Annotated in this window: 23 protein-coding genes; 20 read left to right on the top strand and 3 right to left on the bottom strand. The window is 34.3% G+C overall.

From position 1 onward, the window contains the following. Positions 1–2: 2 nt before the first annotated feature. The 3 genes from AC1RPU_RS00800 (at position 3) to AC1RPU_RS00790 (ending at position 1,669) form a co-directional block, all read left to right on the top strand. Positions 3–323 (top strand): PTS sugar transporter subunit IIB, encoded by a 321-nt coding sequence (locus AC1RPU_RS00800; protein ID WP_481760977.1) that lies wholly within the window; start codon positions 3–5, stop codon positions 321–323. 30 nt (positions 324–353) lie between these two features. Next, complete coding sequence (locus AC1RPU_RS00795; protein WP_481760976.1) at positions 354–677, top strand: PTS lactose/cellobiose transporter subunit IIA; 324 nt, start codon at positions 354–356, stop codon at positions 675–677. A gap of 110 nt (positions 678–787) precedes the next feature. Further along, positions 788–1,669, top strand: a complete 882-nt coding sequence (locus AC1RPU_RS00790) for an ROK family protein (protein ID WP_481760975.1) — start codon at positions 788–790, stop codon at positions 1,667–1,669. Between the two features lie 78 nt (positions 1,670–1,747). On the opposite strand, the gene AC1RPU_RS00785 is transcribed toward AC1RPU_RS00790, so the two are convergent. After that, positions 1,748–2,635, bottom strand: coding sequence for a phosphate ABC transporter substrate-binding protein PstS family protein (locus AC1RPU_RS00785; protein ID WP_481760974.1), 888 nt, complete (start codon positions 2,633–2,635; stop codon positions 1,748–1,750). A 261-nt stretch (positions 2,636–2,896) separates the two neighbouring features. Between AC1RPU_RS00785 and AC1RPU_RS00780 the strand changes: the two genes are divergently transcribed. The 6 genes from AC1RPU_RS00780 to AC1RPU_RS00755 all read left to right on the top strand — a co-directional run bounded on the left by AC1RPU_RS00780 (position 2,897) and on the right by AC1RPU_RS00755 (position 12,804). Continuing rightward, positions 2,897–4,864, top strand: a complete 1,968-nt coding sequence (locus AC1RPU_RS00780; RefSeq protein ID WP_481761143.1) for an ABC transporter ATP-binding protein/permease — start codon at positions 2,897–2,899, stop codon at positions 4,862–4,864. Positions 4,865–4,952: 88 nt separating this feature from the next. Then, positions 4,953–5,633: a TetR/AcrR family transcriptional regulator gene (locus AC1RPU_RS00775; protein WP_481760973.1), complete on the top strand. Its 681-nt coding sequence runs from the start codon at positions 4,953–4,955 to the stop codon at positions 5,631–5,633. A gap of 6 nt (positions 5,634–5,639) precedes the next feature. Beyond that, positions 5,640–7,379, top strand: a complete 1,740-nt coding sequence (locus AC1RPU_RS00770; protein ID WP_481760972.1) for an ABC transporter ATP-binding protein — start codon at positions 5,640–5,642, stop codon at positions 7,377–7,379. Continuing rightward, complete coding sequence (locus AC1RPU_RS00765; RefSeq protein WP_481760971.1) at positions 7,379–9,262, top strand: ABC transporter ATP-binding protein; 1,884 nt, start codon at positions 7,379–7,381, stop codon at positions 9,260–9,262. Before AC1RPU_RS00770 ends, AC1RPU_RS00765 begins: the two co-directional genes overlap by 1 nt. Before the next feature lie 182 nt (positions 9,263–9,444). Continuing rightward, positions 9,445–11,238 carry a translation elongation factor 4 gene (lepA, locus tag AC1RPU_RS00760; RefSeq protein WP_481760970.1) on the top strand — a complete coding sequence of 598 codons (1,794 nt, stop codon included), beginning with the start codon at positions 9,445–9,447 and terminating at the stop codon, positions 11,236–11,238. A 21-nt stretch (positions 11,239–11,259) separates the two neighbouring features. Further along, a complete protein-coding gene (locus AC1RPU_RS00755) occupies positions 11,260–12,804 on the top strand; it encodes an ABC-F family ATP-binding cassette domain-containing protein (protein ID WP_481760969.1) in 1,545 nt (514 codons plus the stop codon). Positions 12,805–13,085: 281 nt separating this feature from the next. Here AC1RPU_RS00755 and AC1RPU_RS00750 read toward each other — a convergent pair whose 3' ends face one another. Next, positions 13,086–13,946: an alpha/beta hydrolase gene (locus tag AC1RPU_RS00750; RefSeq protein WP_481763204.1), complete on the bottom strand. Its 861-nt coding sequence runs from the start codon at positions 13,944–13,946 to the stop codon at positions 13,086–13,088. Positions 13,947–14,054: 108 nt separating this feature from the next. Here AC1RPU_RS00750 and AC1RPU_RS00745 point away from each other — a divergent pair, with 108 nt between their 5' ends. The 8 genes from AC1RPU_RS00745 (at position 14,055) to nhaC (ending at position 22,349) form a co-directional block, all read left to right on the top strand. Beyond that, complete coding sequence (locus AC1RPU_RS00745) at positions 14,055–14,495, top strand: GNAT family N-acetyltransferase (RefSeq protein ID WP_481760967.1); 441 nt, start codon at positions 14,055–14,057, stop codon at positions 14,493–14,495. Then, a complete protein-coding gene (locus AC1RPU_RS00740) occupies positions 14,496–14,705 on the top strand; it encodes a hypothetical protein (RefSeq protein ID WP_481760966.1) in 210 nt (69 codons plus the stop codon). Positions 14,706–14,723: 18 nt separating this feature from the next. Beyond that, positions 14,724–15,152 carry a MerR family transcriptional regulator gene (locus AC1RPU_RS00735; RefSeq protein WP_409021721.1) on the top strand — a complete coding sequence of 143 codons (429 nt, stop codon included), beginning with the start codon at positions 14,724–14,726 and terminating at the stop codon, positions 15,150–15,152. A gap of 985 nt (positions 15,153–16,137) precedes the next feature. Next, positions 16,138–16,785, top strand: coding sequence for a metal-dependent transcriptional regulator (locus AC1RPU_RS00730; protein ID WP_481761142.1), 648 nt, complete (start codon positions 16,138–16,140; stop codon positions 16,783–16,785). 205 nt (positions 16,786–16,990) lie between these two features. Then, positions 16,991–18,367 (top strand): Nramp family divalent metal transporter, encoded by a 1,377-nt coding sequence (locus AC1RPU_RS00725; protein ID WP_481760965.1) that lies wholly within the window; start codon positions 16,991–16,993, stop codon positions 18,365–18,367. 18 nt (positions 18,368–18,385) lie between these two features. Continuing rightward, complete coding sequence (locus tag AC1RPU_RS00720; protein WP_481760964.1) at positions 18,386–18,832, top strand: universal stress protein; 447 nt, start codon at positions 18,386–18,388, stop codon at positions 18,830–18,832. A gap of 132 nt (positions 18,833–18,964) precedes the next feature. Further along, the gene (locus AC1RPU_RS00715; RefSeq protein ID WP_481761141.1) at positions 18,965–20,581 is read left to right on the top strand and encodes a SulP family inorganic anion transporter; all 1,617 of its coding nucleotides are present in this window, start codon (positions 18,965–18,967) and stop codon (positions 20,579–20,581) included. 397 nt (positions 20,582–20,978) lie between these two features. Further along, entirely contained in the window at positions 20,979–22,349 is a 1,371-nt protein-coding gene (gene nhaC, locus AC1RPU_RS00710) for a Na+/H+ antiporter NhaC (RefSeq protein WP_481760963.1), read from the top strand. Positions 22,350–22,398: 49 nt separating this feature from the next. Here nhaC and AC1RPU_RS00705 read toward each other — a convergent pair whose 3' ends face one another. Next, positions 22,399–23,580, bottom strand: a complete 1,182-nt coding sequence (locus AC1RPU_RS00705) for an MFS transporter (protein WP_481760962.1) — start codon at positions 23,578–23,580, stop codon at positions 22,399–22,401. A gap of 129 nt (positions 23,581–23,709) precedes the next feature. Between AC1RPU_RS00705 and AC1RPU_RS00700 the strand changes: the two genes are divergently transcribed. The 3 genes from AC1RPU_RS00700 (at position 23,710) to trxA (ending at position 25,300) form a co-directional block, all read left to right on the top strand. After that, entirely contained in the window at positions 23,710–24,075 is a 366-nt protein-coding gene (locus AC1RPU_RS00700; protein ID WP_409021715.1) for a winged helix-turn-helix transcriptional regulator, read from the top strand. A 139-nt stretch (positions 24,076–24,214) separates the two neighbouring features. Further along, on the top strand, positions 24,215–24,952 hold the full coding sequence (locus tag AC1RPU_RS00695; protein ID WP_481760961.1) for a TerC family protein: 738 nt from the start codon (positions 24,215–24,217) through the stop codon (positions 24,950–24,952). An 18-nt stretch (positions 24,953–24,970) separates the two neighbouring features. Next, a complete protein-coding gene (gene trxA / locus AC1RPU_RS00690) occupies positions 24,971–25,300 on the top strand; it encodes a thioredoxin (protein ID WP_481760960.1) in 330 nt (109 codons plus the stop codon). Positions 25,301–25,388 lie beyond the last annotated feature (88 nt).

The raw sequence follows: 25,388 nt of genomic DNA, 5'->3' as shown, positions 1-25,388 counted from the left end.
TCATGGAGAAAAAAATTATTATGTTAGCTTGTTCAGCTGGTATGTCTACATCTCTACTAGTATCAAAAATGCAGGCGGCAGCTTCTAAGCAGAAAAAAGATTATGAAATATTTGCAACATCAACATCAGATGTAGACCATCAAATTGAAAGTGTTCATCCGGATGTATTGTTATTAGGGCCACAGGTCAGTTATATGAAGGAAGAAATTAAAAGTAAAACTGATGCTGCTGGAATTCCTATGGACGTCATTGATATGCTAGATTATGGGATGATGAACGGTGAAAAAGTATTACAAACAGCAGTAAATTTAATTGCGGAATAAAATAAATTTAGTGAAATGGGGATGAAAAATATGAATGATAAAGATATGACTGTAATAATGGGAATTATTATGGAATCGGGGAATGCGAAGGGATTTGCCGCTCAAGCAATCCGCATGGCTGAGCAGTCTGATTTTTCTAAATCTGATGATTTTATGAACCAAGCACAAGAGGCGTTAACTAAGGTGCACAATATCCAAACTACTTTGTTAACAAAAGAGGCCAATGGTGAAAAAACGAAACTTAATTTGTATTTGATACATTCGCAAGATTGGCTAATGACGAGTATCTGTTATATTGATTTAGCTAAAGAAATTATAACTATGTATAAATCAATTAAAAAAAACGCCGTATAAAATGACGCATTATAGACGTGCTATGAGAACTTCTTTAATTTAATACGTTTATTAAAAATTATAATTATCAGATACTAAAAATATTAGTCGAATGACTGAAAAGGAGAACAATGGGAACTATATTAGCAATTGATATTGGTGGGACAACCGTAAAGTATGGAGAATGGAAAGAAAATCAGTTCATTTCACGTGGTAAGAGGGAGACCCCTGAGACGTGGAAAGATATGAAAACTTTAATTAAAAATTTATATAATAGTTGTCAGAACGCTGAAGGTATAGCCATTAGTTCTCCAGGATCAGTTGATACGGTAAATGGAATTATTCATGGGATTAGCGCCATCCCTTATATACACAATTTTCCGATTAGGGATGAGTTGGAACAATATTTAGGCGTACCAGTTTCTATACAAAACGATGCTAATTGTGCAGCATTAGCTGAGAATTGGATTGGAAACGCTAAAGATGTAGATGATTTTGTTTCTATTATCATTGGATCTGGAGTTGGTGGTTCTGTAATAATGAATAAAAAATTAAAGGCCGGAAGTAATCTATTTGGTGGCGAATTTGGGTACATGATTTTAGATGTAAATGATGATCGTACTTTCAGTGAGTTGGTTAGTCCAGTAAATCTTGCCAAACAGTATTCTTCAGAAAATAATCGTGAAATTAACGGAAAACAATTATTTGATTTATCTGACTCTGGTGATGATAAGGCATGCCAAATTGTAGATGATTTTTATAAACATTTAGCCGTAGGAGTGTTTAATCTACTTGTATCGTATGATCCTGACCTTGTTTTAATTGGAGGCGCTATATCTGAAAGACCTGGTTTGATTAAAACACTAAATAAATATATTAATCAATTAATCATTGCCAAACGTGCGGATGGCCTTAAGTATAATTTAAAAACATGTTATTTTTATGGAGATGCTAATATGATTGGCGCAATATACCAATATAAAACAAATTTCATAACCTTTAACACTATTTAAATATAAAAAAGCTCATAATTATTAGATTTAGATCTAATAATTATGAGCTTTTTGTATTGAATGTTCTATTTTTTACAGCTATTTATTAATTTCTTCAATAGTACCCTTAGCGTCTTTTTCAACTTTCATATCTGAAATTGAGATATAACCTAATTTCTTGATTAAGCCGTTTTGAATTTTGTCTGATTGAATATAACCAATAAATTTAGCTGTTGCGTAGTTAGGAGAACCTTTAGTATACATATGTTCGTATGACCAAATTTTCCAATTGTTTGTTTCAACATTTTTTGATGTTGGTTTAACGTTATCAATAGATAATGCTTGGATGTTATCTTTTAAGTACGAGAATGCTAAGTAGCTGATGGCACCTGGTGTTGAAGATACCATTTTTTGAACTGTACCGTTTGAATCTTGTTCTTGTGTTTGTTTAGCTGTTTTATTTGGAAGGATACTACTATCAAATACGGTACGTGTACCCGAACCAGAAGCACGATTAATGACAACAATCGCTTGGTCTGCTCCGCCAAGTTCTTTCCAGTTTGTTGTCTTACCTAAGAAAATGTTAGCAAGTTGTGCTTTTGAGAGGTTAGTTACTTTTGTATCTTTGTTGACAACAGGTGCAATACCAACAACGGCAACTTTGTGATCAACAATCTTTTTAGCATCTACGCCGTCTTTTTGTTCTGCAAAAATGTCAGAATTACCAACGGTAACAGCACCTGTAGAAACTTGGCTTAAACCAGTACCTGAGCCACCACCTTGCACGCCAATTGTTAAACCTGAATTATCTGCTTGATAGGTTTCAGCTGCTTGTTCAACTAAAGGTTGTAAAGCAGTTGATCCAACAATAGTAATTTTACCTGTAATTTTTGATGAATCATCTGAAGAAGATGATGATTTACCACATCCTGCCAACAATAAAAGACCCATTGCTGCTATCGAAATAATTGCTGTTTTCTTTCTCATAATTAACTTCCCCTTTTATTTTGTATTCGTATTTAAGAACAACTTCATAATATCAGTTAAATGTTATGGTTCTGTATGAATCGTGTAATGATTTACACCTGAAATTGTAAAGAATGGGTAAAGGTGGAGCGAAATACTTTGCTTTTGTGAGTGTGATTATCTATAATAAAAACCAGCTCATTATGACAGTCTGTCATAAAAACGGAAATAGGGGGAGACAAATTGATTCTAGAAATAAAAAACGTTTCAAAAACGTATAATATGGCTGGTGGTACGACATTCAAGGCTTTAAAAGACATTAATGCTTCTTTTGACAAAGGAGAATTAGTTTCAATAGTTGGTGAATCCGGAAGTGGTAAATCAACATTAATGAACTTAATAGGTGGATTGGATTCAAATTTTGATGGCGAAATTACGTATAATGGTGAAAATATTGGTGATTTTTCTGAAAAAGAACTTGTTAACTTTCATAAGAAGAGTATTGGATTCATTTTTCAAAATTTTAATTTAATTCCTCATTTAAGTTTGATTGATAACGTTGCTATGGCAATGACGCTTTCAAATGTTGATAAATCAGTACGTGTCAAACGTGCTAAAAAATTATTAACAGACGTTGGGTTACAAGATCATATGACAAAGAAGCCAGATCAAATATCTGGTGGGCAAAAACAACGTGTTGCTATTGCACGTGCCTTAATGAATGATCCTGATGTCATTATTGCTGATGAACCAACAGGTGCTTTGGATTCAGAGACAACTGATGCTGTCTTAGAAATTATCAAAGATATCGCAAAGCGTGGTAAATTAGTTTTAATGGTTACTCATTCAGATCGCGTTGCGGCATATTCAAGTCGTGTTGTACGAATTGATAATGGTGCAATTATTTCTGATTCCGAACAAGAACAATTAGAGTTGCATACTAATGAAGATGAATTTAAAGGCGAAACGCCTAAGAATTTAAGTCTATGGTCTGCAATTCGATTAGCTGCACTTAATATGAAAGCTAAATTTTCTCGTAATTTACTTGTTGCTATTGGCTCAAGTATTGGGATTATGTCTGTTGTTTTAATGTTATCGCTTGGAAAAGGGGTAACAAGTTATATAAAGGATACGATGACTAGCTACGTGAATCCCAATGTGACTGAAGTTCATATGAAGGCAAAAACAAGTTCTTCAAGTAGTAGTTCTAAAACAGCAACACCAGCTGCTGGTTCTCAAGCCCAAGCAGCGCAAGCTAAAGAACAACAAAGTCAAATGGCTGCAATTACTGGTCAGACAGGATCATTTTCTAAAAAAGATATTAATAAGTTAACAAATATTAAACATGTGAATGAGCTACAAAAGGGTTATACAGCAATTTCACTAGGTACAAATACAGTTTCATATAAGGATAAAAAAGCTAGTTTGATGCAGTTGGGTACAATGAACTCAGGTATTACAAAATCAAACATTACCAAGGGTACTAAACCAGGTAAGGATGGCATTTTATTAGATAAAACAACTGCAGATTCATTAGGCAAGAACATTGTTGGTAAACAAGTTAAAATTGCGATTGTTTATAACGAAAAAACGATTAAGAAAACGTTCAAAGTTGCCGGAATTTATGAAGCATCTGGAAGTAGCAGTTCAAGCAGTTTAGTTTACTTGAATTACGCTGACTTACAACAATTAGTTGAAGATAATAATGAAACAATTAAACCAAATGTTGTTTATCTTCATACAAACGATAAGGCTAATACGGCAGGTATAAAAGCTAAAGTTAAATCATTGGGTTACACAGGTTCAATTCAAGAAAAAATGTCAGAAATGTTTACTCAAATGTTAGATATTTTGACAGACGTTTTAACGGCCGTAGCTGCGATATCATTGCTCGTTTCTGCAATTATGATATTAGTGGTTCTAAATATATCTGTTGTTGAAAGAACAAAAGAAATCGGTGTTATGAAAGCTTTAGGAGCACGTCGTAAGGATATTCGCCGTATATTTGTTTCCGAAGCGTTCCTAATTGGATTAGCATCTGGCTTAATTGGTGTTGGCGTAACGTATATTTTAGCCTTTGGGTTAAATGCATTCTCAGTTGCAACATTCGATGTTACGATTGTTAAAGTTACAGCTAGTTATGTATTCTCTGGTATTTTAATCAGTGTCTTGATTAGTATGGTTGCTAGTTTCTTACCAGCAAACAGAGCATCAAAACTTGATCCAGTTGAATCTTTAAGAAAAGAATAAGTAAATAAAGTTGCATTTTTAAATAAAGACTAGTAACATGACAAGTTGTCACATGACAGCTTGTCATTTTTTGTATAAAGGAGAAAATATGCCTAAAAAAACGTATTTTAATTTAGATGAAGATAAGCAACAACGGATATTGGATGCTGCTAAAGAAGAGTTCTCAAGAGTACCCCTGTTTGAAGCATCAATTAGTAATATCATAAAAATTGCAGATATTCCGCGAGGGAGTTTTTACCAATATTTCGAAAATAAAGAAGATTTATACTTTTATTATTTTGATACTATTCGACAGAATCAAACTAAAAGATTTGGTGAATTATTAAAACGAAATCAAGGTGATGTCGTGACGACTATGAAGACCTTTTTTTCAGAAACGATTGCGAATACAGTGTCCGGAGAAGATGCTGCATTTTTTAAAAACGCCTTTGTCCGAATGGACTTTAAAATGAGTAGTCGGATGCAGCCACATCATCCTCACCACCCGCATCATAGTGGGAAACAGCCACATTTTGGTGGACCATTTCATCAAAATTTAAAAGCAGATTTTGATATTATGAGTGAAATTGATCGGTCTTTACTAACCATTTCCTCAGATGAAGAAATTAGTTTACTTATGTTTTCTTTAATGAGTCCATTTATGAAAACTATTAATGATTATTTTTCAAAACAAAGAGAAGGTATTGAAATACCTGTTGAAGAGTTACAAAAAGAATATGAAACAATGGCTAACTGGGTAGCTATTGGTGTTTCAAAAAGGAAGGAATAAAAATAAATGATAAAAGTAATGAAAAATCGCGTTAGCGTTTGGGCAATGTTTGGTGCATTTATATTTATGATTGTCCAAGTTATCTGCGATTTATATTTACCAACATTAACATCAGACATGATTAATAAAGGTGTCTCACAAGGCGATGTTGCGTATATCTGGCAGGTGGGTTATGTCATGTTAGGCGTAGCAGCTATTGGTATTGTTGCGGCAGTTGGTAATGTCTTTATCGCTTCACGCTTAGCGCAAAAATTAGGACTTAGATTAAGAAGTCATATTTACAAAAAAGTACTTAATTTTTCAAGTCATGAATTTGATCAAATTGGAAATTCAAGTTTAATTACAAGAACATCAACTGATGTTCTACAAATTCAAAACGTTACCGTTATGATGTTAAGAATGATGATCCAAGCGCCTATTATGTTGATTGGTGCTAGTATTTTAGCTTATAACAAACAAAAAGAATTAACCGTGATTTTTTTAGTAGCTGTTCCAATTTTAATTATATTAATTGCTTCAGTTATGTATTTTGCAGTGCCGCTGTTCAAAACGTTACAAAAAAGAATTGATCATATTAATCTTGTCTTTCGTGAAGGTTTAACAGGTGTTCGTGTTATTCGCGCATTTAACCAAGATAAATATGAACAAAATCGTTTTGATCGTGTGAATAAAGAATATACAGATAATGCCCGTAAAGTATTTTCAATTACGGCGCTAATGTTCCCCATGATGACTTTAGTTCTTAGTGCAACCAATATCGCAATTATCTGGTATGGTGGTCATTTAATTGGAGATATGTCGATGCAAGTGGGTAATCTAGTTGCGTTTATGACGTATGCAATGCAAATTTTATCAAGTTTTATGATGTTATCGATGGTATTTGTCATGTTACCTCGTGCGCAAGCTGCTGCAGCACGTATCAACGAAGTTTTAGATACGAAGAATTCGATAAAAGACCAACCTGATGCAATTACAGTTGATCGTAGTAAAGTAGGAGCAAGTCAATTGTCATTTGATAAAGTTAATTTCCGGTATACGGGTGCTGAAAAAGAAGCCCTAACAGATATTAACTTTGAAGCAAAGGCGGGTCAAACGATTGCGATTATTGGTGGTACTGGATCTGGTAAGTCAACGTTAATTAATTTAATTCCACGATTGTTTGATGTTGAGTCGGGCGATATTAAAATTGATGGTAAATCAATTTATGAGTTAACCCAAGTAAGCTTACACGACCAAATTTCTCTTGTTCAACAAAAGACAGTTCTTTTTAGAGGAACAATCCGAAGTAATCTACAGTTTGGAAATGAAACGGCAACAGATGATGAGTTGTGGCATGCGCTAGAAATAGCACAAGCTAAATCGTTTGTTGAAGAATCAGCGGATGGCTTAGACGGCATAGTTGAACAAGGTGGAGATAACTTCTCTGGTGGCCAAAAGCAACGACTTGCAATTGCAAGAGCATTAGTTAAAAAAGCTTCTGTTTACTTGTTTGATGATTCATTCTCAGCGCTTGATTTTAAAACAGATGCTAAATTACGTGGCTCACTTAAAACGGATGAAAGCATCAAAGATAGTGTTGTCGTAATTGTGGCACAACGGATTTCTAGTGTGACAAGTGCCGATTTAATCTTAGTTATCGATGGTGGAAAAATCGTTGGTAAAGGGACTCATGAAGAATTGAAAGCCACGAATGAAACCTATCAAGAAATTATGCAGTCACAAATCAGAGAGGGGGATGCAGAGTAATGGCAGATAATAAGTCAAAACAAGCAACGCAACCTATGCGGGGCGGTCGAGGTGGACATGGCAATATTGGACGACCAGTTGAAAAGCCTAAGAACTTTTGGAAAACAATTGGGCGTTTAGCGAAATACATGTCACCATGGTTAATTTCAATAGGGATAGTATTAGTGCTAGCCATTATATCTGTAATTTTCCAGGCGGTTTCTCCTAAAATTTTAGGACGCGCAACAACCGAGATTTTCTCTGGGGTAACTAAAGGATTCACTCAAATGAAACAGGGGCAGAAAGTAACCTCGTTGCCAATTAATTTTGATGCAATTAAGAATATCTTACTTACAGTTGGTATTATGTATATTGCGTCTGCACTTTTCAGTTTTGTGCAGCAATTAATCATGACTAATATTTCTCAAAAAACGGTGTACGCACTTCGTAAAGATATTAAGGCTAAAATGGAACGCGTGCCTGTTTCTTACTACGATACACATCCAAATGGTGATATTATGTCTCGTGCTGTAAATGATGTGGATAACATTTCTGGAACGTTACAACAAAGTTTTACACAGTTAGTAACAAGTGTTGTGACCTTTGTCAGTGTTCTCTATATGATGTTTTCAATTAGTTGGCAATTAACGTTAATTGCTTTGATTATTGTTCCTTTGAGTTTGGTTGTTGTCTCATTAATTGCGCCTCGTTCGCAAAAGTTCTTTGCTGGACAACAAAAGAGTTTAGGACTTTTGAACAATCAAGTGGAAGAAACGTATGCGGGTCATACGGTTGTTAAGACTTTTAATAAAGAAGAAAAAAATATTGATATTTTTGAAAAACAGAATAATGATTATTATAAAAGTTCATGGAAAGCACAATTTATTTCTGGATTAATTATGCCAGCAATGAACTTTATTAAAAATATTGGCTATGTCTTTGTGGCAATTGTTGGTGGAATTAAGGTTTCACAAGGAACAATTACTTTAGGTAACGTCCAAGCCTTTTTACAATATGTGAACCAATTCTCACAACCAATCACTCAAATTGCCAACTTATCTAATACGATTCAAGCAACTGTAGCTTCTGCAGAACGAATTTTTGAAATCTTAGATGAAGAAGAATTGAAAGATGAAAGTAACGATGACTTACCAATTGCTGATAATGGTAATAAAATTTCCTTTGATCATGTTCAATTTGGTTACTCAGATAAGAAGCTTTTGATGACAGATTATAATTTGGATGTTAACGAAGGACAAAAGGTAGCAATTGTTGGACCTACAGGTGCTGGAAAGACAACGATTATTAACTTAATTGAACGCTTTTATGATGTCTCAGCGGGATCAATCCGACTAAATGGTGTCGATACTAAGAATTTGAAACGAGAAGATTTACGTAAGTCAATCTCGATGGTGCTTCAAGATACTTGGTTATTTACAGGTACTATTATGGAAAATATTCAATATGGTCGTGAAAATGCAACGGATGAAGAGGTTTATGCTGCAGCAAAAGCCGCTCATGTTGATACATTTGTTCGTCAATTACCAGATGGTTATCAAACTGTTCTGAATGAAGACGCTTCAAATATTTCACAAGGACAACGTCAATTGTTAACGATTGCTCGTGCATTTTTGGCTGACCCAGAAATTTTAATTTTAGATGAAGCAACGAGTTCAGTTGATACACGAACTGAAGTTTTGATTCAAAAAGCGATGGATACCTTATTAGATAGCCGAACAAGTTTCGTTGTGGCGCATCGTCTATCAACGATTCGTGATGCGGATAATATTATTGTAATGGATAATGGCTCAATTATTGAAACTGGAAATCATGATGCTTTGATTGCTAAAAACGGGTTTTATGCTGATTTATATAATAGCCAATTTGCAAACGGTACTATTTAAATTAAAAATAATGAGCTGAATTTGACCTTAGTTAAATTTGTGTTCATTATTTTTTCGTTTTTAAAATACTTGGGCATTCTTACCGGCTTTTAATCTTCTTCTTACGACGTTGATAATTTAGCGTATAATAAAAAAGACTCTAAAACAGTAGATGATTATTTAGAAAATGAGGTTTAATCATAATGAAACAATCACAAATTAGAAATTTTTCAATTATTGCCCATATTGATCATGGTAAATCAACTTTAGCTGATCGAATTATGGAAGAAACACAAACTGTCAGTGAACGTGAGATGTCTAGTCAATTGTTAGATTCAATGGCTGTTGAACAAGAACACGGGATTACAGTTAAATCACGAACGGTTCGTAGTTACTATACAGCTACTAATGGTGAAACTTACGAATATAATTTTATTGATACACCGGGACACGTTGATTTTTCATATGAAGTTTCGAAAAGTTTAGCTGCTAGTGATGGGGCTATTTTATTGGTGGACGCCACTCAAGGTGTGCAAGCACAGACGGTTGCAAATTACCGTTTAGCTAAAGAAAACAACTTAAAAATTATTCCAGTAATCAATAAGATTGATCATCCTAATGCTGATGTTGAAGAAACTAAAATTCAATTGATGGAATTAGCTGACGTTGATGAAGACGAAATGTTATTAATATCAGCTAAAACTGGGATTGGTGTTGATTTGGTTCTAGAGGCTATTAAAGACCGTATTCCAAAACCAATCGGTGATATTGAAGCACCACTTAAAGCATTAGTTTTTGATTCACATTTTGATGCATTTAAAGGAATTGTGGCTTATATTCGTGTCTTTGATGGTGAATTTAAAGCTAATAATTTACTTCGATTTATGCAACAAACGACTGATTTCCAAGTAGTAGAAGCAGGTATTTTTAAACCTGACATGGTGGCTGTTGATAGTCTACATGCCGGGGATGTTGGCTATGTTATTACAGGGCTAAAAGATCCTCAACTAGTTAAAATTGGGGATACGTTAACTTCTCAAAGTAACCCGACACCAGAAGCACTTCCTGGATATAAAGAATCAGAATCAATGGTTTTTGCTGGATTTTATCCTAAAGATAATAACTATAAAGAATTAAAATCAGCTATTCAAAAATTAGCTTTAAATGACTCATCTTTCCATTATAAAGAAGAAAAGTCAGATGCTTTAGGACTAGGATTTAGATGTGGATTCTTAGGGATGTTACATTTAAGTATTATTCGTGAACGTCTCGAAAAAGAATACCAATTAGGGGTGTTAACAACGACGCCTAATGTTACGTACCACGTTATTTTGAAAAATGGTAAAGAAGTTGTTGTTGATAATCCTGTCCAATTCCCTAATTTTTCTGAAATTGATCATGTTGAAGAACCATTTTTAGATGTTCATATGACCGTGCCAGATGAACAAGTGGGCGATATCATGAAATTAGCTGAAAAACGTAAAGGTATTTTCCAAGATATGTCATACAATTCTGGTCAAACTGAATTGAATTATGCGTTACCAACGTCTGAAATTGCCTATGATTTCTTCAATCAATTAAAATCATTATCACATGGCTATGCAACAATGGAAACGCAATTTAAAGGATATCAAACAGCAGACGTTGTTAAAATGGACGTTTTAGTTAACTATGCAACAGTCGATGCACTAGGGTTTGTTGTGCATAGACAAGATGCTGTGGAAATTGGTCAGAAATTAGTTGAGCAATTGAAATATTCAATTCCACGTAAATTATTCCCAATGCCAGTACAAGCAGTTATCGAAAATAAAGCTATTTCGCGTGCAAATGTACCGCCTCTTCGTAAGAGCGCAACAACAAGTAGTGATAAAAAGAATGCTGCCAAACAAGATATGCTACGCCGTCAAAGCGCTAATAAACGATTGGGCTCTAAGGCTGAAATGGAATTACCACAAGAAGTATTTAATGCAATATTGGAAGTTAACAATGATAACTAGTCTTTAGAAAGAAGGATTACAATGGGAGTTTTAGAAGTTCGCCAACTTTCCCATCAATTTGCGGATAAGCAATTATATGAGGATGCTCATTTTGAATTAAACACTGAGGATCATATGGGTATCATTGGTCAAAATGGTGCTGGTAAAAGTACATTAATCAAAATTATTACTGGACAAGAATTACCTGATGAAGGCGAAATCAAATGGAAAAAAAGTGCGACAATTGGCTATTTAGATCAATATGCTGAAGTTGCGGAAGGCATTACGGTTATTGAGTTTTTGAAGACAGCATTTCAACGTTTATATGATATTAGTGAAAAACAAACGCAGGCCTATACGGATTATGCTGAAAATATGGACGAGAAGTTGTTGGAAAAAGCGGGTAGATATCAAGAAGAACTTGAGGCAAAAAATTTTTATGATATCGATACAGAAATTGACCGTGTTCGAACTGGTTTAGGATTAGATGCAATTGAAAAAGACCATCAAGTTAGTGAATTAAGTGGTGGTCAGAGATCTAAGATTATCTTAGCTAAATTATTATTGGAAAATCCTGAAGTTATTTTATTAGATGAACCAACTAATTATTTAGATACGGAACATATTGATTGGTTAACTGAGTATTTAAATCAATTTGAAGGCTGTTTCATGGTTATTTCTCATGATTTTGAATTTTTACAAAATGTCACGAATACAATTATTGATGTTGCATTCGGTAAAATCACAAAATATCGTGGGAATTTTAAATCAGCTATTAAGCAAAAAGAAGCTAAAAAAGAAGCGCAACTAAAAGCTTTCCAGAAACAACGCCTTCAAATTGAAAAAGATGAGGCTTATATTCGAAAGAATAAAGCTGGAACGCGTGCCACAATGGCTAAGTCTAGACAAAAAAGATTAGATAAAATTGAGCGTGTGACACCGCCAAGTGATACTGTAAAAGGTAAATTTGATTTTCCTTATCTAGATACTGGATCCGCATCAACGCTTGCCGTTAAAAATTTATCAGTTGGTTATAAAACGCCATTACTATCACCAGTAACTTTTTCATTATCACATCAAGAAAAAGTTGTCTTAAAGGGATTTAACGGAATTGGTAAATCAACAATGATTAAGTCAATTTTGAAGTTAATTCCAACGTTTGGTGGAACTGCTGAATTTTCTGATTCTGTTGTTGTTAATTATTTTGATCAAGATTTAATTTGGGATAATAAAGAAATGACACCTCTTCAAATTATTCAAGATGAATACCCTGAATTGGAACCTAAAACGATTCGTCGCCGATTGGCTAAATCAGGGATTAATGCTGCGAATACAATGAAACCTATTAATATTTTGAGTGGTGGGGAACAAATGAAAGTTAAGTTGAGTTTAGTTGAATTGAAACCAAGTAACTTTTTAATTTTGGATGAACCAACTAATCACTTGGATGATGATACAAAAGACGCGCTACAAAAGGCAGTCCGACGTTTTCCTGGAAATGTTTTATTGGTCAGTCATGAAGCACCATTTTATGAATCTTGGATTGATAAAGTGTTTGATGTTGAAGCAATAAGAATTCAAAAATAGTGATAATAGCCTTGGAAAGTAATTTTCTAAGGCTATTTATCTGCACAAAAAAAGCACCAACCGAAGTTGATGCTTTCCTGTTATGGTACTTACCGAAGTAAATAGATTGTATGAATTCCACAAAACAGTGACAATCAGACATACCTACAATGCGGTAGGTAAAAAATGCCCCATTTTCGAACTAATCACTAGCCGCCGCAGCGGAACAACCGAAGTTGTCTGATTTTACTCGACTCATCGCATAACTTAATCATAGCACAAAATTAATATTTCGTATAGTTCTATTTACCCCAAAGGAATTGGATAACAGCTTTATCAACCTGTAAATTTCTATGAAGTTTACTATGTTGTGCATCTTCACCAGTAATTTTAAGCTCGTCATACGATTTTACTTGGCCTTTTAATAGATAGTTCATTGAACGGGCAGAAGCAATGCTGACAGATGTATCAGAATTTGAGCCATCATTCACATCGCCATAAATAACAAAGACTTTTGCGGTTGATGGGAAATTTTTTCGTTTGCTATAGTAACTTTGGTAGTTTGCTGTTTTAATAGCAGGTTCGTCATTTTTCAAGAAGTAATTTTTATTGGCTTTTTCGTCCATTCCGAGGACCCCATTAATTGGACCAGCAATTGGAACAAATTTATTTAGGATAGGAGAAGATTTTTTTCTGACAGATTCAGCCCAGTACATTGCAGATGAGCCACCCATTGAATGTGTAACAAGATTGATTTTTTTAATATCGTATGATGCTTTTAAATAATCAGTTATCTTACCAATCCATCTGCCCTCTTCAGGAATTTGAGCATCACTACGCGCAAATATAACTTGAACAATTGGATTTTTTTCAGTATATTTCCATCTACCCGTATAAGTGACATCACCAGTTGAAGAGACGGTTGCTGTTAGAACTTTTTTTGCCTTACCAGATTTTTCTGCTGAGGCAATCATGTCGTTAGTTGAGTTAGCTGTACCGCCGTATCCATGAATGTATAAGGTTGGTGTTTGTGAAATACTTTTCTCTGTTTCTACCGATTTAGGTATACTGTTATGCAATAGTAAAAAGCCAATACCTAATCCTAAAATCAATAAGATGGTTATTAATATACCGTATTTTTTCATTAGTGGTTTCCTTTGCATAGTAAGTTATTTGCTTTCATTATAAGCTACCGGGTCTTGACGTTCAAATTTAAAGCAAGTTATGGTAAGCTATATGCGAAGATAACTAAGAAAGCTGAGGATGAGCAAATGTTCATAGTGAAATCAACTAGAGATATAAGTAGTCAAATATATAAGGATGCATTATCAATTAGAAAAACGGTTTTTGTTGGAGAACAGAATGTGCCAATGGAATTGGAAATTGAAAACGAATCAGAAGCTATTCATTTTGTGGGTTATAAAGATGAAGAACCTGTTGTGACAGCACGTGTACTTAGCGAAGACTCTGAAACGTGGCATGTCCAGCGAGTTGCAACATTGAAAGCGGCTCGTGGACAACATTTAGCAACAGATATCCTAACGTTTATTGAAGGATTTTCAACAGTCTACGGAATTAAATACTTAACCTTAGGTGCACAAGATCAAGCCCAAAATTTTTATTTGAAACTAGGATATGAGGTTGAAGGTGAAGGCTTTATGGACGCAGGAATTCCACATCACACAATGATAAAAACAATCGAAGGAGCCTAGATGGCAAAAGAAACTTTATTTTCAAAATTACTAACGGATGAACGATATACATTTGCGAGTGAACTTGGTAGTAAATATCATAAAGACGCTAGTCAAATTTTATTTACTTACTTGAAGTTAATGGCTGAGGGGACACAAAACCAGTCAAAATCATTACAGAAAAGTCTGCCAGAAATCGATAAAAAATTTCAAAAGTATTTAGAAAACTAGAGATAGAAGGTACTTACAGTGAATAATAATCCATTAGCCAATCTTATGAAGCAAGATAAGTTAATTGTCGGTATTAGTGAAATCAGTAAAATGACAGGTGTTTCAACACGACAGTTAAGATATTGGGAACAAAAAGGCTATATTGAAAGTATTTCAGATGAGAAGGCAAAGTCGCGAGAATATCGTTTAGATATGGTCATAAAAGTCAGTCTTATAAAAGAAGAGTTAGATGAAGGATACACATTGGTTGCGGCGATTGAACACGTTAACGGAAAAATGGATATTTTTAGACAATTTAAACACTTTTTGATTGATCGTGTTTCAGATGTTGGTAAACAAGGAAATAAAACAGTTTTTGATATGGGCTATTTTGATGACTCCAAAAAGCAGCGTTTATTTGCGGTAATAGATGAAAAAGGGACACGTTTTGAACTCAGAGATGTTTAATAAAAAGAATTATAAAATAAAATCATAAAAAGGTTGCAACCGTTTACATTTGTGTTATACTTAATTTGTAGCAAGGAAGGCTATCGAAATCCCTGAACAAAATAAAACTGAAGTCACTTTTTTAAACTCACTTAATGGTTTTTAAAAACGAAGTTAGTTGGACAATGTTTAGTACTGAAGATAGTTGAAAAATGTAACACAAGTTAATGACGTTGAGAGATGTCAAGCAAGGCGTATTAAAACGGTGCCGGTCTTGAGCATTAAAAAGCAAATCAAGACACATCAAGTTAGATGATGTTTACTCCGATGAATTTAGAATTTTGGTAGTGTGAACGTCGTGAGACGTCGAACAAGGTTTTAAAACGGTGCTAGTCTTGAGCGCTTAAAAGCAAATCAGGACACATCAATTAAGATGATGGTTTAAGTTTCCAATGTACGGCAAGTTAATGACGTTGAGAGATGTCAAGTAAGGCGTATTAAAACGGTGCCGGTCTTGAGCATTAAAAAGCAAATCAAGATATCGAATTTTGATGATTTAAGTTGTAGTAGAACGAATAATTGGATTTAGAGGTATTTGGTCTTGGAGAAACGTTTGAAATCGAATGGATAACAAATCGCTCAAAGGGCGTCGTTCGATAATATATGATTCAAAACATATAAAAGCGACTTCACAGAACTAAATAAGTATAAAGATATAGAGGCGAAATATATTAATAATCAAGTAAAATCGACTCTCGGTAACACGGGTTTCGGCTTTCCTTCTACAAAAAGATAGGATTCAAGACATTTCTTAAAACAAATGCTTGAATCCTATTTTAATGCAGTGAATTATGATTTTTAGCTTACATTTAGGTATTTTAAAATGAAAGGTTAGGTATTCCTAAAAAATAAGTTACAATTCAATCGTTATTCTGATATAATAAATCTATTATTAAGAAAATGGAAGTGAATTGATTAACTAATGACAAAAAATGAAAGATCGAATATGACACCTATGAAGGAAGATTATTTAAAAATTATTTTTGAATTAGGCGGTACGCAAAAGAAAATATCGAATAAACAGATTGCGCTTAGTCTGAACATTGCGGCCGGATCAGTTACAGAAATGGTCAATAAACTAGTTAAAGAAGAGTTAGTAGAACATACGCCATACGCAGGGATTTCGTTAACGAAACCTGGGATATTATTGGCAGAAGATTTAGTTCGTAAGCATCGTTTATGGGAATGCTTCTTAGTTTATAAATTAAATTATAAACTACAAGATGTTGACGGTGAATCAGAGTTACTTGAACATGTGACAAGTGAGTACTTGCTTGATCATTTGAGTGAATTCTTGGGTCATCCAACACACTGTCCTCATGGCGGTGTGATACCTGACAAAGAAGGTAACTATGAGGAAGATAGCCATCTCGTTTTAGAAGCAGTAGAAGATAACACTAAAGTTGTGATTGAACGATTCATTGATAATCATGATTTGTTAACTTATTTAGATGATTTAGAATTACACATTGGTGATAAATTAACAGTTGTTTCTCATGCGCCTTTTGAAGGTCCAGTTGAAATCAAATTAGAAAATACTGGTGAGGTTAGAAATATTAGTTATAAAGCCGCTCATTATATTTTTGTGAAGTAGGTATTATGATAACAAAAGAAATTTTTATTAAATAGCTAAAGACTGTTGATATCAAATAGATATCAGCAGTCTTTTTTTGGAAATATAGCAATATTTAATAACTGGTAAAATGATTTAAGGTTAGCCTAAACTTTTTGTTTACAATGTATAAAGTTTGAGTATAATAAGGAATTGAGAAGAAAAGAATTTAAAGGAGTGGTAAAAAATGTCGAAAGAAGTACAAGAACCAAAAATGACTACCACAACAAATAGTGCTAGTTTGGAAGAAGTAAATGGATCAGTAGAAGTTCCAAAAAGTGCCGGATTTTTACGAACTTTATGGGCTTTTAGTGGACCAGGTGCATTAGTCGCTGTTGGTTACATGGATCCAGGTAACTGGATTACATCAATTGTCGGTGGTGCACAATACCGTTACTTACTATTATCAGTCGTTATTTTCTCCGGACTTATCGCTATGTTAATGCAATATATGGCTGCTAAGTTAGGTGTCGTAACAAGAATGGATTTAGCACAAGCAATTCGTGATCATACTAATAAACCGGTTGGATTTTTATTATGGATCATGACAGAATTAGCAATTATGGCAACAGATATAGCCGAAGTAATTGGTGGAGCGATTGCTTTACAATTACTTTTTGGAATTCCATTAACAGTCGGCGTTATGATAACTATATTAGATGTTTTCTTACTATTATTATTAACAAAATTAGGATTTAGAACAATTGAAGCGATTGTTGCAACATTGATTGCATCAATTTTAATTATTTTCCTTTACTTAGTTGCCTTATCAAAACCAAGTTTAGCAGGTATCATGGGTGGTATTTTACCAAGAGCATCAATCGTTATGAACCATGATCAATTAACATTAGCTTTAGGTATTATTGGTGCAACAGTAATGCCTCATAACTTGTACCTTCACTCTTCAATTGCACAAACACGTCAGTACGATTCAACTGATGAAGAAGAAGTTGCAAAAGTTGTGCGCTTTACAACTTGGGATTCAAATATCCAATTATTTGGCGCAACAATTGTTAACAGTTTACTTTTACTTTTGGGGGCTGCTTTATTCTTTGGACATGCAGATCAATTACAAGCATTCGGTGATTTATACCGTGCATTAAGTGATAATACAATTGCCAAAGGGATTGCATCACCTGTACTTTCAACTTTATTTGCCGTAGCTTTACTGGCTTCTGGGCAAAATGCAACGATTACCGGAACCTTGACTGGTCAAATTATAATGGAAGGTTTCATACATTTAAAAATGCCATTATGGGCCCGTCGATTGGTTACACGTATCATAGCAGTTATCCCCGTTATGATTGCCGCAATCATTTGGGGTGGGACAGAAGGCGTATTAGATAATTTACTTGTTTATTCACAAGTGTTCTTATCAGTAGCCTTACCATTTACGATGATTCCATTAATCTGGTTTACATCTTCTAAAAAATATATGGGTGAACGATTCGTTAATCCACTTTGGGTATCAATTATTGGTTGGGCAGCCGCAATCGGGTTAACTATTTTAAATGTTCAATTAGTCTTCAATTTAGTCATTCAATTTTTCCAAGAAGTTTTATAAAATAAGGAGGAAATTCATATGAAAAAAAGTTTTGAGTTACCAAAGCATAAGAACATTCTTGTCGGCGTCGATAATTCGGCAGATGCCCAATTAGCATTCTTAGAAGCGGTTAGTCATGCTTTAGATGATGATTCTCTGCTGCATATTGTAACTGTTCTGGAGTCGGATGATTTGAATGTTTTTCAGGTATTAACAAAAGATACATTAGCTGAAAAACGTTTGAAGGTTGAAAAACAACTTCAAGAGTATAAACAAAGCGCATTAGATGCTGGTGTTAAGGAAGTACACATTGTTCTTGCTGAGGGTGAACCTGGTGAAACGATTGTCAAAGATGTTATTCCTGACGTTAAACCTGATTTAGTCGTTGTTGGATCAGCTATAACTAAAGGGATTGGTAAGTACTTAGGTAGCCAAGCATCATACGTGGCTAAGTATTCTCCCGTTTCAGTTATGGTTGTTCGTTAATAGAAAAAAGTTATACAAAATGGTTGAATCTTATAAAGATTTAACCATTTTTATTTGGAAAACGTTTACTTGTTTATTTATATATAAGGTTTATGTTATGCTTTTATGTATAACATAAATAGGAGCATGATGATGATATCAAATTATATTTCAATATTAAAAAACGAGTTTAAAGGTTATAATGCAACAAAATTAGCTAAAGATTTTATGGCAGGTTTAACGGTAGCTGCAGTTGCTATTCCGTTAGCCTTGGCATTTGGTGTCTCAAGTGGGGCAACAGCTGCTGCTGGGTTAATCACAGCCATTGTTGCTGGGATTTTGATAAGTACCTTATCTGGGGCATATTATCAAATATCAGGACCAACTGGAGCGATGGCCGCAGTATTAATGGGTGTTATTGCACAATATGGATTAAAAGGGGTTTTTATTGCTACATTGATTGCCGGAGTGATTTTATTGTTAGCCGGTATATTTAAATTAGGCGTTTTAACGACTTTTATTCCTGCCCCTGTTATTACAGGATTTACATCAGGAATTTCAATTATTATTGCTTTCGGGCAATTAGATAATTTTTTTGGTACGCATTCAAACGGAAGTAGTTTAATTGAAAAAATTGGTAGTTATCCTAGCTTAGGTTTTCAACCTAAGTTGGCAACGACTTTGATGGCAATTTTAGTTGTTATTGCACTTTTTATTTTTCCAAAAAAATGGAATAAAGTTATTCCTGCATCGTTGATTGCAATTATTGTTACTACGGCAATTACAATGATATTTAAATTAGATGTCGCAACAGTTGGCGAGATTCCAACAAGTGTTATCAGTGATGATAGATTACATTTAGGTGCATTAAATCTTCAAACAGTTAAAAATCTAATTATTCCTGGCGCAAGTATTGCTTTACTGGGAATGATTGAAAGTTTATTATGCGGGGCATCTGCTGGTCGCATGACAGGTAAAACCTTAGATAGTAATCAAGAATTAATCGCTCAAGGTATTGGAAATATGATTTTACCATTTTTTGGTGGTATTCCAGCAACGGCTGCGATTGCTAGAACGAGTGTAGCAATTAAATCAGGTGCACAGACGCGATTGACAGGCGTTTTCCATGCACTTGCGTTATTAGTTTCAATGCTTTTATTGGCACCAATCATGTCACAGATTCCTTTATCGGCATTAGCTGGCGTGTTAGTTGTGACTTCATGGCGGATGAACGAATGGTCAGCTATCAAGTATCTCTTTAAAAATAAATTTAAAAGTGCTTTAATTCTATTTTTCTTAACATTAATAAGTACCGTTATTTTTGATTTGAGTACGGCGATTATGGCCGGTGTTTTAGTCGGGATCGTTATTTTTGTGGCTAAGAGTTCTATTTTAGATGTTGTTGTTGAAGATGTTGATTTAAGCAAAGTCGAAACAACACAAGATAGATTAAAAGATGATTGGGCAGTTGTCTACATCACTGGACCACTATTTTTCATGTCTGCGGATCGATTAGATAAGGCACTACAGCCACTTCATGAACGAGATTTAGTTATCTTTTCATTGCGAGGCGTACCATCAATTGATAATACAGCAATGGCTGTTATTCAGGATTTCTATAGTGATGCTCAGACTAAAAATCATGAAGTGATTTTTTCTTCAGTTCAACCAAATGTAATGAGAATGTTTGAACGATCTGGCTTTAAAGATGTGGCTGGGGAAGAAGCCTTTTATTTCTCAGTTGATCGTGTTCTAAAGGAAATACTATAAGATGTACATTATTGACAAGGATATTTAGGCATGTTAAGATTCATTCAACTTAATAAATAAAAGTTAACACATAAGTAGTCATTTATCTGGGAGTCAGAAAGTTGGTGGTTGATGCGAACCAATCAGGATAAATTAACCAAATACGTTAACGTTATTTTAAACATCGGATAAATATCTAGAACCGTTATCATCTAGTGAGTGAGAATTTGGGTTCTCAATTAAACTGGGTGGTACCACGGCTAGAGTCGTCCCTGATACAATATTTAATATTGTATCAGGGACTTTTTTTGTCCAGAAAAGGAGTGTTAAAAATGAAAAATATAAATTGGGGTCAGTTTCGATATCAAACTTTTCATGATAAATACTAGAATCGACTAAAAAATAGGAGTGTTTACTAATGAAAAATAAATTATCGTTTACAGAAGCAGCAAGTGTTTTAGTAGTAATGTTGATTATTATGGGATTTGGTGTAATTAAGTTTGGGTTATCACCTCAAACACCAGTTATGTTAGTGATTGGGTTGTTAATTTTATGGGCTAGAATTCGTCATTTTTCATGGGATGAGATTCACGCGGGTATCAAGGATGGAATGAGTACAGGGTTAATTCCCATCTTTATTTTTATTTTGATTGGCTCATTGATTGCGACTTGGATTGCGGCAGGAATTATTCCAACCTTAATGATTTGGGGATTTAATCTGATTAGTGTTCAATTCTTTGTGCCTTCCGTTTTTATTGTCTGTGCTATTATCGGATTATCAATTGGGAGTGCCTTCACTTTAATTTCAACTGTGGGTATCGCACTATTCGGTATGGGGATGACGATGGGGGTTAATCCTGCACTAGTGGCAGGAGCAATTATTTCAGGTGCTATCTTTGGGGATAAAATGTCTCCCTTATCAGATTCAACGAACTTAGCAGCTGCCATTGGAGAATCTGATTTATTTAAACATATTAAAAATATGATGTGGACAACAATTCCTGCTTTTGTAGGATCTTTAATTTTATATTTCATTTTGGGAAGTGGTAGTATGGCAGCAAATATGGATAAAATCAATCATACGATTTCAATTTTATCTAGTCACTTTTCAATCACAGCTTGGGCGGCATTACCAATTATCTTAATGTTTGTCTGTGCCTGGTTAAAAATTCCAGCTATTCCAACGTTATTTATCAATATTGGTGTATCGTTAGTTATGTTATTTATTCAAAAACCATTTACGAGTTTACAAGATGTTGCGGCGTTGATTCAGTCAGGATTTGTTTCTAAAACTGGAGATGCAAATGTGGATATGCTGTTAACACGAGGTGGCGTTTCAAGTATGATGGGAACCGTGTCATTAATAATTTTAACTTTAACGTTAGGCGGCTTACTAATGAACTTCAATATTATTGAAGTCGTTATGGAACCTTTAGTTAAACGTTTAAATTCATCTGGTAAATTAATTACGGCAACTATTTTTGCTGGAATTGGAGTTAATTTATTTGTTGGAGAACAATACTTATCAGTTATTTTACCTGGAAAAGCGTTTAAACCCGCTTTTGATAAATCAAAATTAGATAATTTAGCCTTAAGTCGTGCACTTGAAGATGGCGGAACAGTGATTAATTACTTAATCCCTTGGGGTGTAGCTGGTGCGTTTGCAGCAAGCACGTTGGGAGTTCCAACGCTAGACTACTTACCATTTGCGTTCTTTAGCTTACTATCGCCTGTCTTTTCAATCATTAGTGGTTGGACGGGAATCGGGTTACGTGCAAAGAGAGCCTAATAAAAACGGGTCACAATGAATTTTATATTCGTTGTGACCCGTTTTTTTGTTATTTCTCATTCTTATTGAGTGTAATTAAGTACATTGTCATGAAGATGGCGATTAAAACCATGACTGTCCCAAAAAGTGGCGTCATACCTAATCCGAGATTAGAAACAACTTGTCCACCAATTAAAGAGCCTAACGTAATGCCAATATTGAAAGCAGAAATATTTAGCGACGATGCTAAAGTAATATCTTTAGGGGTATATTTTTCAGCTAATTGAACAACGTATAGTTGTAATCCTGGAACATTCATAAAGGCGAATAGTCCTAAGGCCATAACGGTTAATAAACCTAGAATTGACATTTTAGCAGTAAAGAAAAGGATAAATAAGACGACTGCAAGTCCGATAAACATTTTTAATAATGCTTGGAGCGGATTATGGTTTGCTAAACGGCCGCCAATCGTATTTCCAAGGGCAACCATCAATCCGTAGACGATTAAAATGATAACAACAGCACTTTCACTGTAACCCATTGAAGTTTCTAAGAGTGGCGTAATATACGTATAAACAACGAATGTCCCACCGTAACCTAAGGCGGTTAATGATAACGTAATCAATAGATATTTGTTCTTAAGGACACGGATAAAACCATGCGCATCAGATTTTCCAGGAATTGGTAAACCATTTGGTACGAGGAAAAAGTTGGCGATTAAACCAATTAGTCCAATGATACTAATAAAAATAAATGATCCATGCCAACTAGTATGTTGACCAATAAATGTACCTAAAGGAACACCGGTTACAGTTGCAACGGTTAAACCAGTAAACATGACTGAAATAGCACTAGCACGTTTTGAAGGTTCAACAACATCAGCCGCAATAACGGAAGCGATTGTCATGAATATACCGTGAGACAATGCAGAAATAATTCGACCAATTAATAAAATTGAAAAAGTTGGTGCAAATGCTGCAACTAAATTACCAACGATAAATAACGCCATGATACTTAAGAGTAATTTTTTTCGATCAAATTGGCCAGTTAAAATAGTTAGAACGGGTGCACCTATTGTGACACCGAATGCATATAATGAAACGCTAAGTCCTGCCTGACTTAATGAAATACCAAAATCTTTGACTAATAAGGGGATGAGCCCAACGCTAATAAATTCTGTTGATCCGATTGCGAAAGCACTAATAGCCAATGCTAAGAGTGTTAGGGATGGTGATATTTTTGGTTTTTCCATAAGTTTGTAAAGCCTCCTTGATTTTTGTTGGAATAATGCTACAATTTATGATTATACGTGTACGCAACAATAAGACAATAACGTACTAAAAAGTGCTATAGGAACTTTTTAGTGCCTATAGGAGGAAGAATGGAAGATAAAACATATAATATTGGTGTTGAAGCGACTTTAGAAGTCATTGGCGGAAAATGGAAAACAATTATTTTATGCCATTTACGTGGTGGAAAAAGAAGAACTAGTGAGCTGAAACGTGCAATTCCGAAAATAACCCAAAAAATGTTAACGCAACAATTACGTGAATTGGAAGCCGATGGGATTATCTCTAGACATATCTATGAACAGGTACCACCAAAAGTAGATTATCAATTGACTGAATATGGTGAGTCTTTGAGTACTATATTAAATAAATTGTGTGTTTGGGGCGAAAAACATGTTGATCGGTTAAATGAGCAAGACCAACATGTTGTTTTAATGAATCGAGATAAAGTGTCATAACTGTCATTATTGATTGCTATTCGAGAAATGTAGCTGGCAGTTACTGTTGTTCATATGTTATGGCATAATCTGGTAATTGCTGTATAATAATCATTTACAGTTATTTATAAAAATTATTGAAAGAAAGTATGAGAATTAAATGTTAGCAAACTTATATGGACCATTTTTTGATCTAAACAATTGGAAAACAGTTGTCGAATCAAGTAGTGATTGGATAATTATCCTATCATTAGCAGTAATCGAATGCTTATTATCAGTGGATAACGCAATTGTATTAGCTGCACAAACACAAAAATTACCAAGTAAAAAAGAACAAGAAAAAGCATTATTTTACGGATTATGGGGTGCATATATTTTCCGGTTCATCATTATTGGAATTGGAACATTTTTAATTGATTTCTGGGAAATTAAAGTAATTGGCGCTGGGTATCTTATTTACCTATCAGCCCATTATTTCTTTTCAAAAATTAAAACGCCAAAACCTAAATCAGAGAAAAAAAGTAATGGACGAAAAGGTCCATTCTCATTGTTTTGGTCAGTTGTTATTTCAATTGAGATGATGGATATTGTTTTTTCAATTGATTCTGTCTTAGCATCGTTAGCAATTTCGACAAATCCAGTCATTGTTTTAATCGGTGGGATGTTTGGAATTTTAGCCATGCGTGGGATTGCGACATTGATTATGAAGTTGATGAAGGTTGTTCCGGAGTTAGAATCAATGGCTTACTTGCTAATCGCATTAATTGCGGTGAAGTTATTCCTTTCTATCCCTCAAATTGGTATCGAAGTTTCAGCAGTACTTTTTGCTGGAATTGTTTTTGGGGCTATTATATTAACGACTTTAATTCATATGTATAATATTCAGAATAAAAAATAACGAAACGAAGGCGATAAAATGGTCACAAAAGTAACAGATAAAACGCTCGCGGAACATACAGATTCCGGATTAACAATTGTTGATTTATGGGCTCCTTGGTGTGGTCCATGTCGTATGATGGAACCTGTTATTGATGAATTAGAACAAGAATTCAAAGATGATATGCAATTTGTAAAGTTGAATATTGATGAAAATAAAGAAACAGCATTGGAATATGATGTCATGAGTATTCCGAGTTTTCTATTATTTAAAGATGGCAAAGCAATTGAAAAAGTTGTTGGTTATCATGATAAGAGTAAATTTTCAAAGTATTTAAGTGAAAAAGTTGCTCAAAATAAAGCAGTATAAATAAAATCCCACTACAAATTTTGTAGTGGGATTTTATTTTAGGCTTAACTATTATTAATGGCAGTCGTAACCTTAAAGGTGCATACTA

Source organism: Dellaglioa sp. CoH-55-MRSF-7 (assembly GCF_056782235.1).
The sequence above is the reverse complement of the archived record's forward strand: the minus strand, read 5'-3'. Positions and strand labels throughout refer to the sequence as shown.